Origin of the sequence: Cohnella xylanilytica (assembly GCF_014212175.1) — a bacterium.
GTDB lineage: Bacteria > Bacillota > Bacilli > Paenibacillales > Paenibacillaceae > Cohnella > Cohnella xylanilytica.
Window position 1 is genome coordinate 1 of record NZ_JACJVR010000079.1, and the last position, 11,060, is coordinate 11,060.

13 protein-coding genes are annotated in these 11,060 nt (G+C 61.1%); 3 read left to right on the plus strand and 10 right to left on the minus strand.

Going from position 1 to position 11,060, the window contains the following annotated elements:
* Positions 1–67: 67 nt before the first annotated feature.
* From H7B90_RS20180 to H7B90_RS20200, 5 genes are all read right to left on the minus strand, one after another.
* Positions 68–1,066 (minus strand): ABC transporter substrate-binding protein, encoded by a 999-nt coding sequence (locus tag H7B90_RS20180; RefSeq protein WP_185137703.1) that lies wholly within the window; start codon positions 1,064–1,066, stop codon positions 68–70.
* Between the two features lie 207 nt (positions 1,067–1,273).
* A complete protein-coding gene (locus H7B90_RS20185; protein ID WP_185137704.1) occupies positions 1,274–1,948 on the minus strand; it encodes an ABC transporter permease in 675 nt (224 codons plus the stop codon).
* Positions 1,932–2,867, minus strand: coding sequence for an ABC transporter ATP-binding protein (locus tag H7B90_RS20190; protein ID WP_185137705.1), 936 nt, complete (start codon positions 2,865–2,867; stop codon positions 1,932–1,934). The genes H7B90_RS20185 and H7B90_RS20190 overlap by 17 nt, the downstream gene beginning before the upstream one ends.
* Before the next feature lie 70 nt (positions 2,868–2,937).
* Positions 2,938–3,912, minus strand: coding sequence for a sensor histidine kinase (locus H7B90_RS20195; RefSeq protein WP_185137706.1), 975 nt, complete (start codon positions 3,910–3,912; stop codon positions 2,938–2,940).
* 1 nt (position 3,913) lies between these two features.
* Entirely contained in the window at positions 3,914–4,612 is a 699-nt protein-coding gene (locus tag H7B90_RS20200; protein ID WP_281421389.1) for a response regulator transcription factor, read from the minus strand.
* A gap of 164 nt (positions 4,613–4,776) precedes the next feature.
* Between H7B90_RS20200 and msrA the strand changes: the two genes are divergently transcribed.
* Positions 4,777–5,310 carry a peptide-methionine (S)-S-oxide reductase MsrA gene (gene msrA / locus H7B90_RS20205; RefSeq protein WP_185137707.1) on the plus strand — a complete coding sequence of 178 codons (534 nt, stop codon included), beginning with the start codon at positions 4,777–4,779 and terminating at the stop codon, positions 5,308–5,310.
* A 114-nt stretch (positions 5,311–5,424) separates the two neighbouring features.
* Positions 5,425–5,961: a C40 family peptidase gene (locus H7B90_RS20210; protein ID WP_185137708.1), complete on the plus strand. Its 537-nt coding sequence runs from the start codon at positions 5,425–5,427 to the stop codon at positions 5,959–5,961.
* Between the two features lie 67 nt (positions 5,962–6,028).
* Here H7B90_RS20210 and H7B90_RS20215 read toward each other — a convergent pair whose 3' ends face one another.
* From H7B90_RS20215 to H7B90_RS20225, 3 genes are all read right to left on the minus strand, one after another.
* The gene (locus H7B90_RS20215) at positions 6,029–6,883 is read right to left on the minus strand and encodes an AraC family transcriptional regulator (RefSeq protein WP_185137850.1); all 855 of its coding nucleotides are present in this window, start codon (positions 6,881–6,883) and stop codon (positions 6,029–6,031) included.
* A gap of 120 nt (positions 6,884–7,003) precedes the next feature.
* Positions 7,004–7,432: a threonine/serine exporter family protein gene (locus H7B90_RS20220; RefSeq protein ID WP_185137709.1), complete on the minus strand. Its 429-nt coding sequence runs from the start codon at positions 7,430–7,432 to the stop codon at positions 7,004–7,006.
* Positions 7,429–8,205 (minus strand): threonine/serine exporter family protein, encoded by a 777-nt coding sequence (locus tag H7B90_RS20225; protein ID WP_373316008.1) that lies wholly within the window; start codon positions 8,203–8,205, stop codon positions 7,429–7,431. The genes H7B90_RS20220 and H7B90_RS20225 overlap by 4 nt, the downstream gene beginning before the upstream one ends.
* Before the next feature lie 129 nt (positions 8,206–8,334).
* On the opposite strand from H7B90_RS20225, the gene H7B90_RS20230 reads away from it, so the two are divergent.
* Complete coding sequence (locus H7B90_RS20230) at positions 8,335–9,042, plus strand: glycosyltransferase domain-containing protein (protein WP_185137710.1); 708 nt, start codon at positions 8,335–8,337, stop codon at positions 9,040–9,042.
* Between the two features lie 57 nt (positions 9,043–9,099).
* Here the strand turns inward: H7B90_RS20230 and H7B90_RS20235 are convergent, their stop codons facing one another.
* Both H7B90_RS20235 and H7B90_RS20240 read right to left on the minus strand, forming a co-directional pair.
* The gene (locus tag H7B90_RS20235) at positions 9,100–10,242 is read right to left on the minus strand and encodes a radical SAM/SPASM domain-containing protein (RefSeq protein WP_185137711.1); all 1,143 of its coding nucleotides are present in this window, start codon (positions 10,240–10,242) and stop codon (positions 9,100–9,102) included.
* Between the two features lie 46 nt (positions 10,243–10,288).
* Positions 10,289–10,549, minus strand: a complete 261-nt coding sequence (locus H7B90_RS20240) for an acyl carrier protein (RefSeq protein WP_212963227.1) — start codon at positions 10,547–10,549, stop codon at positions 10,289–10,291.
* Positions 10,550–11,060: the final 511 nt, after the last annotated feature.

Below are 11,060 nucleotides of genomic sequence, written 5' to 3' on the forward strand. Positions count from 1 at the left end.
TGGGCACGCCGTAGAAAAAAAGCACCGGAAGCCTAAGCGGCTCTTCCGATGCTCCTTCCGATATCCATTATTGTCCGAACTGCGTCTCCAAGTCTTCGAGGATCCATTCCATGGCGGCCGTGCTGTAGTCGTTCCAACGGGCGCTGTCGACCAGCACGACGCGGTCGTTCTTGACGGCCTTCAGATTCTTCCACGCCGTCTTCTTGAGCTCCTCGTAACGGTCCTTATCCGGTTGGCCGTCGACGAGAATGAACAGATAGTCGGCGTCGCCCGCATAGTCGATGACGCCCTCTTCGCTGATCTCGGCGCTCTTCTCCACGGCCTCCTCCTTCTCGGTCGGCACGAAGCCGACTCCCTCGAACAGCGGCTGGAATACATTCGTCGCATGCTGATAAATCGCCTTGTTCCAGAACTGGAGGACGACCGCGGTGCTGCCTTCCGCCACCTTCGGCCGAATCTTCTCCTTCACCTCGGCCGCCTTCGCGTTGTACTTCTCGATCCACGCCTTCTCTTCGGTCTCCTTGCCGAGCAGGCCGGCTAGAACGTTCAGCTGCGTCAGAGGCGGCTGGCCCCACGGGGTGGCGACCGTCGGCGCGATCTTCTGCAGGCTCTCGATCAGCTCCGGCTTGAAGTAGCTGCTGACGATGATAAGGTCGGGATCCGCGGCCGTCACCTTCTCGACGTCCGCTTCCTGGTCGCCCACGCTCGCCACGCCCGACAGCGCGTCGCCGTTCTTGTACTTGTCCAGGTAGTAATTCAGCGTGCCCGCCGGCTTGACGCCGAGCGACAGCAGCTCGCCAACGTTGGATAGAGCGACGACGCGCTCCGGATGCGTCGGCACTTCGACTTCGCGATCCAGGCCGTCCTTGTAGGTCTTGGTGGCCGCCTCGGATGCCGAAGCGGAAGCGGACGGCGACGCGCCGGCGGACGAACTCGCGGACGGCGATGCCGATTCGCCGGCGGAAGCTCCGGAGTTATTGGTATCGGCTTTGCCCCCGCAAGCGGTAACGGCCAGGGCCAGCACGAGCATAAGCGTCAGGACGAGCGGCGACTTCTTGGTCTTCAAAGTATTCTCTCCCCTATAAGTCTTATTAATGAGAATGGTTATCAATATCAGTGATTATTGTATAAGATAATCGCGAAGATAGCAACCGACGGGGAAAATAAAATACAAGCGCAAAAAAGCCGCCCCCTCGGCCGCTTGCGGCGGCTTCCGGGACGGCTTCCAGAACGCGGGCCGGCTCGACGCTCCGACAGGCCCGCTCCATCAAGCTTAGAGATCGGCCCGCTCGACGTTGCGGATCGCCAGCAGGGCGACGAGCACGCCGACGACGCCGAACGCGATCGAGACGGAGACGTTCGAGCCGAGAGTCTCCCCGTTGTTCGAGGAATTGAGCAGGGCGACGATCAGGATGGAGGAGACGATCGTCGTCGGCACCGACTTCTTGATCATGCCGAAGAACAGCGGGATGAGCGACATGCCCGAGCACGCCGCCGCGTTGACGACGAGCAGGATCGCCTGCTTGCGCCAGACGTCGGCGGCCGGCAGCTCGGGGAAGTACTGAATTTTCTCGTTGAACAGATAGAACCCCGCGACCACGAGCAGATCGCACACGACGACCAGGCCGAAGGTCAGCGCCCCGACGAGCAGCAGCTTGGCGAGCAGCAGCTTCTTGCGGTTGATCGGATAGGTGAACAGGACCGTAATCGTCTTGTTCCGGTATTCGTCCACGATCAGCCGGCTGAGCAGGACGGACGCGTGGACGACGAACGTGACGCGCACGAGCATGCCCATGACGGTAATCGCTTCTTCGTAGCTGCCCAAGCCTTCCGGATCCGCGGCCAGCAGAAGGGTGAAGCCCAGTATCGCCAGCACCGCGATGCCGGCCGTCCAGAGAACGCCGCGGAAGCTGTTCTTCCGAAGCTCCAGCTTAACGAGATGCCGCATCGGATTCGCCCCCCTTGATCAGTCCCATGAAGTATTCCTCGAGCGAGTGGCTCTTCCGGCTGAACGAATCGACGGACACGCCGTTCAGGATCAGAGCCTGCGCGATGTCTCTCTGCGGGATGCGCAGGTCGTAAATGCGAACCAGGCCGCTCTCTTCCATCACCCGGAAGTTCGTCAGCTTCAGCTCGTTCGCCAGGACGAAGGCGGCCTTCGCCCCGTCGGAGGCGCGCAGCTCGATGTAATCCGTCTGCCGTCCCCGGATCGTCTCCATCGGCACCTCCTCGAGCAGCCGGCCGTCCCGGATGACGCCGACCGTGTCCGCGATCTGCTCCATCTCGCCCAGAATGTGGCTCGAGATGAGCAGCGCGATGCCGTACTGCCGGCTGAGCAGCAGGAACAAATCCCGCAGCTCCCGGATGCCGACCGGGTCCAGCCCGTTGATCGGCTCGTCGAGGATGAGCAGCTCCGGCTTCGTCGCGATGGCGCGGGCGATGCCCAGCCTCTGCTTCATGCCGAGCGAGAACTCCTTGACCGGCTTGCGGTCCGCGTTCTTCAGGTTCACCAGCCGAAGCGCTTCGTCGATCGCGTTCTTGTTGTAGAAGCCCATGTACTCGCAGTGCAGCTCCAGGTTCTCCCGGGCCGTCAGCTTCTCGTAGAAAATCGGATTCTCGATAATGCTCCCCATCCGCTTCAGCACTTCGTACGAAGACGGGGTCAGCTTCTCCCCGAGAACCTCGACCTCCCCGGCCGTCGGCTTCACCAGGTTCGTGATCATCTTCATCACGGTCGTCTTCCCCGCCCCGTTCGGGCCGAGGAAGCCGTAGATCTCGCCTTTCTTCAGGTTCATGCTGACGTCGTAGACGACTTCCTTGCCCTTATAGGTCTTCGTCAGCCGGTGCGTCCGCAGAGCGTACGTCATGTCAATGCCCCTCCTTCTTGCTACTGAATCCATCATACCGAGGGACTTGGTCGTTTTTCTTACCCGATTCTTACGAGATTCTTACTTCTTCTCCGCCGGCCGCGAGGTCGATCGGCGACTTCGCGAAGCGAACGGCGAACGCCGTCTTCTCGTAGGGCCGGCTGTCCACCTCGATGCCGCCGCCCATCCGCTCCGCCAGCCGCTTCGCGATCGTGAGGCCGAGGCCGCTCCCCTCGGCCGAGGAGCTGCGGGTATCGTCGAGCGTATACAGTCTCTCGAAGATCCGCTCCCGCTCCGTCTCGCGAATCCCCCGCCCGCGGTCCCACACTTCGGCGACGGCATGATCGCCCCCGTCCCGCACGGCGAGCCCGACGATGCCGCCTTCGTAGCCGTAGCGGACCGCGTTGGACAGCAGGTTGTCGAGAATGCGGCGGACGGCTTCTTCGTCGGCGAACGCATAGACCGGGGATTCGGGAATGTCGATCGCCACTTCGAATCCTTTGTCCGTCAGGATGTCGTAATAATTCAGCACGGTCGCGCGGCTGAGCTCGCACAGATCCAGGCGCCGGGGCTCCAGGAGCCAGTCGCCGGATTCCAGCTTGGCCAGATCGAAGAACCGGCCGATCAGAGCCAGCACCTCCGCGGCCTTCGCCTCGACCTTGGCCAGAAGCGCGTCCGTCTCCTCCGGGGACGCCTGCCGGCGGTGCCGGATCGTCTCCAGATAGCCGAGAACGACCGTCAGCGGCGTCTTCAGGTCGTGGGATACGTTCGAGAGCATCCGGCGGATCGACGTCCGCATCCGGTTGCCCTCGGACAGCGCCTCGTGGTTGCTGGCCAGCAGCCGGTTGACGCCGACGAGCAGCTCGCGGACCTCCTTCTCCGCGGTCACGTGCAGCAGCCGCTCGTGGGTCCGCTCGTCCAGAATCCCGTTCAGTTTGTCGCGGATATACTTCAGGCTGGCGTTCCGCCTGCGCTTCGCCCGGAATTGAGCGTAATTGACGACGGCCAGCAGTACGACGATACCGCTCAGAATCCCTATCGTCATCTCAGCGGTCCCCCAGCTTGTAGCCGATTCCCCACAACGTCTTGATATAGCGGGGATCGGAAGGATCGTCCTCGATTTTCTCCCTTAGCCGCCTCATATGCACGTTGATCACGTTCTCGTCGCCGTAATAAACCTCGTTCCAGACGCTCTCGTACAGCTGCGCCTTCGTGAACACCCGGTTCGGGTGGGTGGCGATCAGCGACAAAATCGCGAACTCCTTCGCCGTCAGCCGGATCTCCGTCCCTCCCTTAACGACCGAGAAGTTGTCGGGGTCGATGACGAGATCGAACACCCGAATCGTCCGGTCCGAGTCCGGAACGGCAGTCCGGGAATACTGCTTCGACCGCCGGATCGCCGCCTTGACGCGCGCCGTCAACTCGATGAGGGAGAACGGCTTGGCCAGATAATCGTCGGCGCCGAACCCGAGTCCCAGCGCCTTGTCCACGTCCCCGCCCTTCGCGGAGAGGATGAGCACGGGGACGAGGCTCTCCCTCCGGAACTCCTGCAGCAGGTCCATTCCGCCCACGACCGGCAGCATCAGGTCGAGCAGGAGCAGATCGTAGCGATTCCGCGAGAAGAGACGCCGCGCCTCCTCCCCGTCGAACGCCTTGTCGACCCGGAACCCCTCGGATTCCAGATGCCCCGAGACCATCTCGCTGATGTCCCGGTCGTCTTCCACGAGCAATATCGTCTCCGCCATTTTTTCGAACACCGCCGTATAATCAATTCATGAATTATCATTATATTACCATATCGTTCCTGACGAGAGTCGCGCCGGGAATGGCGAGGCCGGGATGGACAAACCCCGTACGATTCGTTACCGTTCTAATTATAGGCAAGAAGGTTATGAAGGAGGTCTTGACGATGGAATGGGCGACGTTCGCCGGAGGCTGCTTCTGGTGCATGGTGACTCCCTTCGAGGAGCTCCCCGGCATACTCGGCATCGAGTCCGGCTATATGGGCGGACATACGGAGAACCCGGTCTACGAAGAGGTGAAAAAGGGGACGACAGGGCATCTCGAGATTGTCCGAATCGCGTTCGACCCCGCCGTCTTCCCCTACGAGAGACTGCTCGAGCTGTATTGGGCGCAGATCGACCCGACCGACGACGGCGGGCAGTTCCACGACCGCGGGTCCCAATACCGGACGGCGATCTTCTATCATAACGAGCGCCAGCGGGAGCTGGCCGAGCGGTCCCGGAGCGACCTGGCCGCCAGCGGCCGATTCGATCGGCCGATCGTCACCGCGATCCGTCCGGCGGAGCGATTCTATCCGGCCGAGGAGTACCATCAGAACTATCATCGGAAGAACCCGAGGCACTACAAAGAGGACCGCGAGAAGTCCGGACGGGACGCGTTCATCCGCCGGCATTGGGGCTACGAACCTTACAAGGATTGAAGTCGTTTTCCCTATATTTAGAAGTATTAAGATAGACTCAGTTTCGGAGTTTCCTAGTTTTCCGTATGCTATACTGGCCCCTGTAATCGCATCCAGACATTACAGGAGGTCACTATGACGACTAAACAAGGCTTGAAAAAAACGATCATCGCGTTCGCCTGTCTCACCGTGTTCGCCGGAGCCGATCTCGCGGTCTTCCCTTCCGCCGGACATGCCTCCGCGGCCGCCGCTATCGTGCAAGCCGAATCGACGGCCAGCCAGAAAGCCGACAAAATCATCGCGCTCGCTCAATCCCTGAAGGGCAAGGTTAAATATAAATTCGGCGTGAACAATCCGAGCAAGCTGATCTTCGACTGCTCCTCGTTCACCAAGTACGTGTTCGGCAAATACGGCGTCAGCCTGAAGTGGGGCACGAGGTACCAGAGCAAGCAAGGCACCTACGTCTCCAAGAGCAACCTGAAGAAGGGCGACCTGATCTTCCTCAGCTCCCCGAGCGGAAAGTCCAAGAAGATCACCCACGTGGGCATCTACATGGGCAACGGCAAGTTCATTCACGACACGATCGGCAAAAACATTAACGGCATCATGATCGGCGACTTGAACTCCAGCAACTACAAGAAGCGCTACGTGACGGCCCGCCGCGTTCTGTAGAACGAAGCGTACCGGCCATAATGAAAAATAACGAAGACAGGCCGGCATCCGATGCCGGCCTTCTTCGTTATTTCTTGACGATGGGCACCCACACTTCGCAGCGATAGTCCTCCGCGTTCGTGTCGCCTTCCGGGTAGACTTCGATCTCCACTCCTCCCGCGTGCTCGTAGCCCGTGGAGGGGAACCATTCCTGGAAGATTCGCTGCCACGTCTTCTGGATCGCTCCGGGCATCGGCCCGACTGTGGGGAAGACGGCCCAGGTCGCCGCCGGAATCTCCAGCGCAGCCCAGCCTTCCGCTTCCGCTTCGCTCTCGGCCGCGATCCAATAATCGAGCGTCTCGCTGCCGTCATCCATATTCGTGCAGATCCCGAGCAGATCCTTGCCGGGAGCGGCCTCCGCCAACCGCCGGGCCGTTCCGTCCGCATTGGCGCGTCGCCAGAAAGCGGAAATATCCGTTAAGTTCTGTCCCTCGCAAGTCGTTGTCTGGATGAACGTGCCGATCGCCCGATAGGCGCCTTTCTCCACGATTCTGTACTCCATCTCCGCGTCTCCCTTCAAGGATAACTGGAAGGAGATCCGAGGGAACGCTTTGAGCGCCGCGCCTGGACTCCGAGCTTCGGACGGAGAGATCCCGTGCGCTCTGCGGAACGCCTTCGAGAACGCCTCCGGGGACTCGTACCCGTACTTCAAGGCGACGTCCAGCACTCGGGCTTGCGAGCTCGCCAGCTCTTGGGCGGCCAAGGTCAGCTTGCGCCTCCGAACGTACTCGGCCACCGTGATCCCCGTCAACATGTAGAACATGCGTTGAAAATGAAACGGAGACGAATACGCCGCCCGCGCGATCTCCTCGATATCCGTCTTCTCCGCGATCCGCCTCTCAATGAGGTCGATCGCGTCCATCATCCGGTTCAGCCACTCCATGTCTCGCTCTCCTTCCGAAGTCAATCGTATCATCGGAAGCCTCCCCGATCCTGCTCTTCCGTGCGCTTCGCAGACAGCCCGGACGGTCCGCAGCCCCGGAGCTTCGGTCCGGCGCGTCGCTCACAGCTTCGCCTTGCGGATCGCGTGGTTGATGACCTCCGAGAAGACGAGACCGAACGCGATCGCCCCCGACAGCATGAACGCTTCGAACGCCCGCTGCACCGCCATGTCGTAATGGTTCTGCACGACGTTGAGCATGGCGTCGTACGCGGTGCCGCCGGGCACGAGAGGCACGATTCCCGATACGCTGAACACGATGATCGGAGCCCTGCACGCCTTGGCCAGCAGTTGGCTGACGACCGTCACGGCGAACGAAGCGGTGAGCGTCGCCAGGATCGGCTCGACCGGGACGCCCCGCAGCGTCTCGTAGATCATCCAGCCGACCATGCCGACGAGGCCGCAGAAGCCGACGTTGCGCCAAGGAACGTTGAACAGCACCGCGAACCCGGCGGAAGCGACGAAGCTCGCGACGAACGGCTCGATCGTCATGCGATCCCCTCCCCGCCGAAGAAGGAGAGCACGATCGCGATGCCCGAGCCGATCGCGAACGCGGTCAGGAACGCTTCCGCCCCCTTGGAGAGTCCGGACACGAAGTGGCCCGCCATCAGATCCCGGACGGCGTTGGTGATGAGAAGTCCGGGAACGAGGGGCATGATGGAACCGATCACGATCTTGTCCAGGCTATGCCCGAGGCCGCTTCTTACGAGCAAGCACGCGAGGACGCCCACCGCGAGAGCCGCCGAGAACTCGGAGAACAGCTTGATGGGAATGTACCGGGGAATCCGGTTCAGCGCCGCATACCCCGCTCCGCCGCAGACCATCGCGGGAACGAAGTCCGGCCGGCTCCCCTCGAACATGAGAAGGAAGCACCCGCTCGCTACCGCGGCGACGAGCAGCCGTATCCAGAACGGATAGCCCGCGGACGAGCCGTCCACTTCGCTTAGCCGTTCGTAGGCCTCCCCGGCCGACATCTCGCCTCTGCCGATGCGGCGGGAGATGTCGTTGGCGAGAACGACCTTGCGCAGATCGGTGGAGCGCTCGGAGATCCGCATCAGGCTCGCCTGCGTATCCATCCCCCCGAGCGAGAAAATGATTCCCGTCGGAGTCACGAAGCTATGGGCGTTCGGCATCCCGTACGAAGCCGCGATCCGAATCATCGTATCCTCCACCCGATACGTCTCCGCGCCGTTCTCCAGCATGATTTTCCCGGCGAGCATGCAGACCTTGGAGATCTGTCCGGCCGTAGGCGTTGCCTGCTCCACGTTCCAAGTCTCCTCCGATAATGGACAATCGTTATTTCCTCGATTGTAGCACGGAACGGACGCGGACTAAATGGCAGGGCGCTTCGACTGCGGGAGTTAGCACGGGCATCGGAGCCGGCGCCGCATACGATGGAAGGAACGCATTCGGACAAGAAGGAGGGAGAAGCCGGAACCGTGACCGCCTCCAAAGTCGTCTACACGGCTATCTTCGGGGACCGCGACCTGCTGCGCGACCCCGATCCCCCGAACGATGGGGTCGACTACGTCTGCTTCACCGACAACCCGGGCCGGCTCCAAGTTCGCGCCTGGAAGCTCGTTCCCGTTATTCGCCGCCGCGCGGACCCCGTCCGCGAAGCCCGGTGGTTCAAGACGCAGCCCCACGTCCTGTTCCCCGGGCACGAGATCAGCTTGTGGGTGGACGCCAACTTCGCCATCTCCGGGGACGTTGCTTCTCTAATGGAGAGGGAGCTGGCCGGCCATGCCCTCGCCGCGTTCCGCCATCCCGACCGGATCTGCCTCTACCGGGAGGCCGAGCTGTGCGCCCTGTTCCGGCTCGACGACCCGGAGCTCATCCGGAGACAGACGGAGCGCTACCGTCTTCTCGGCTACCCGGAGAACAACGGGCTGATCATGGCGTCCATCCTGCTGCGCCGGCACAACGATCCGTTCGTCGCGTCCTGCATGAACCAGTGGTGGGCCGAGATCGACCGGTTCAGCCGAAGGGACCAGCTCAGCTTCAACTATGTCGCCTGGAGGAACGGTCTCTCCTACAGGCTGTTCGACGAACCGATCCTCGCGCACCCGAACTTCCAATTCCGGGGACACGGGGAGCCTTAGCCGCGGCGGGCGCGGCAAAGCCGGGGTCTCCCCCGGCTTTTTTTCTCCCGGCTATGTTCAGAACGTCTCCGGATCGGCGAACAGGCGCGTGCACCGGTTGCACATCATCAGATTGTCGTTCAGCAGGTAGTCGCGGAACCGGACCGCCCTCTCCCCCTGCCAGATCTCCGCGAGCGAATTCTCGTAGATGTTGCCGAGCTTGTAATCGGGAAGATCGACGCACGGATAGACGTCCCCCGTCCGGCGGATAATGAGTTCGTGCCAGGGAGCGACGCATTTGGAGCGCCCGAAGACGTTGTCGATGTCCGTGTAGTAATCGTGAATGTCGACGTACTCCGAATAATCGACGCCTTCCTCTGCCCAGATCGCCTGAAGGTCGCGCTTCAGCGCCTCGGTGTCGATCGGGATGGACTCCTCCACGAAGCCTTGCCATGCCGGGGACACGTGACAGTCCAGATGCTCCTTCATCTGGTCCGCGTAAGCCTGCCCTCTCTCCGGAGTCGTGTACAGAAGCGGCGAGAAGTTGACCGACAGGTCCCTCCGCCTCTGCCAGGGATTCTTCGTGTCGTGAAGGACGACCGTATAGTCCTTGAACCGCTCGCGCAGCGCCGGAATGAAGCTTCGGGCGCTATGATAATTCGACGTGGACAGCACCATGTTGACGCTCACGAACGGGAACATTTTTTTGCGGCGCTTCTTCTCGGCCATGAGCGCTTCGATGTTGTCGCAGATCGTCCGGAAGCTGCCCTTGCCCCGGATCGCGTCGTGGTACTCCTCCGGGCCGTCGATGGAGACGTTGACGACGACCGTGTTCTCGATGAGGAAGGGGAGCCGATTCTTCATCAAGGAGCCGTTCGTGTTGACGTAGACGTTCATCTTGCGGCTTCGCAGGTGGGAGACCAGCTCCTCGAAGTGCCGGTACAGCATGATCTCCCCGCCGGTCAGAATCGCCCCGACCTTGTTGCCCGTCTGCGCCACCTGGTCGATGAACCGCTTCAGCACTTCGATGTCGAGCTGCTCCCGGATGACCCGCTGCGGCTCCTTCAGCGCCCACCCGGTGTCTCCCCAGATATGGCAGAACGAACAGCGGTAATTGCAGATCTCGGATGGGAAAATCGTCAGTTGCCTCAGCTGCGGATTCAGATTCCGCACGTAATCGACCAGCTTGTCGTCCTTCAGCGCGCCCGCGTTCGTCCACATCGTCTTCCCCTCGCTTCCCTTGGTATTGGCGAGAACGGAAGGAGAGTCAGGCCGAGTCGGCCATCGACTCCTCCACGTACCGGATGATGCTGTTCACCGTCAGGAAATTCTGGTATTGCAGGTCGTCGTCGTCCCAGGACACGCCGAATTCCATCTCGAGCGCGAGCACGAGGCGGATGAACGTCATCGAGTTGACGCCGAACCCGGACAAGTCGTCGTCCGGACCGAGGGCGTCAAGCCGGTCCCTCTCCTCCGCGAGCACGTCCCTGAGCATCTCCATCACTTTGTCCCGAACCGTTGCCGACATGGCTACTCCTCCTTGGATGCGTCATGCGATTTTTTATAATGGCCTTATTGGCATACCGCCTTTGCTTCCCCGTTCGCTTCCCTATCCCGCCCCTCGCAGGGGTTCGGAGTCGAACGCCCGGGTTCGCGGAAAAGGCGCCCTGCCCGGCAATGCTAGTCGGCTGACAAAAACACAACCAGGTGAATGTGTGCCTTCTTGCGGGGCCGATGATTTTTCATACAAATCCCGGATTGGCGCCTTCTTGCGGCCGTGTTTATATGATTTTTCATACACATCCCGGCTGGTGCCTTCTTGCAGGCCGAGTTTGTATGTTTTTTCATACAAATCCCGGCTTGGCGCCTTCTTGCGGGCCGAGATTGTATGATTTTTCATACACATCCCGGCTTGGTGCCTTCTTGCAGGCCGAGTTTGTATGTTTTTTCATACACATCCCAGCTTGGCGCCTTCTTGCGGGGCCGAGTTGTATGTTTTTTCATACAAATCCCGGCTTGGCGCCTTCTTGCGGCCGGAG

Excerpts from the sequence above, each read along its gene's own strand:
- H7B90_RS20185 (WP_185137704.1), bottom strand. The coding sequence starts at position 1,948 with ATGCGGCATCTCGTTAAGCTGGAGCTTCGGAAGAACAGCTTCCGCGGC.
- H7B90_RS20190 (WP_185137705.1), bottom strand. The coding sequence starts at position 2,867 with ATGACGTACGCTCTGCGGACGCACCGGCTGACGAAGACCTATAAGGGC.
- H7B90_RS20195 (WP_185137706.1), bottom strand. The coding sequence starts at position 3,912 with ATGACGATAGGGATTCTGAGCGGTATCGTCGTACTGCTGGCCGTCGTC.
- H7B90_RS20200 (WP_281421389.1), bottom strand. The coding sequence starts at position 4,612 with ATGGCGGAGACGATATTGCTCGTGGAAGACGACCGGGACATCAGCGAG.
- msrA (WP_185137707.1), top strand. The coding sequence starts at position 4,777 with ATGGAATGGGCGACGTTCGCCGGAGGCTGCTTCTGGTGCATGGTGACT.
- H7B90_RS20210 (WP_185137708.1), top strand. The coding sequence starts at position 5,425 with ATGACGACTAAACAAGGCTTGAAAAAAACGATCATCGCGTTCGCCTGT.
- H7B90_RS20215 (WP_185137850.1), bottom strand. The coding sequence starts at position 6,883 with ATGGAGTGGCTGAACCGGATGATGGACGCGATCGACCTCATTGAGAGG.
- H7B90_RS20220 (WP_185137709.1), bottom strand. The coding sequence starts at position 7,432 with ATGACGATCGAGCCGTTCGTCGCGAGCTTCGTCGCTTCCGCCGGGTTC.
- H7B90_RS20230 (WP_185137710.1), top strand. The coding sequence starts at position 8,335 with ATGGAAGGAACGCATTCGGACAAGAAGGAGGGAGAAGCCGGAACCGTG.
- H7B90_RS20235 (WP_185137711.1), bottom strand. The coding sequence starts at position 10,242 with ATGTGGACGAACGCGGGCGCGCTGAAGGACGACAAGCTGGTCGATTAC.
- H7B90_RS20240 (WP_212963227.1), bottom strand. The coding sequence starts at position 10,549 with ATGTCGGCAACGGTTCGGGACAAAGTGATGGAGATGCTCAGGGACGTG.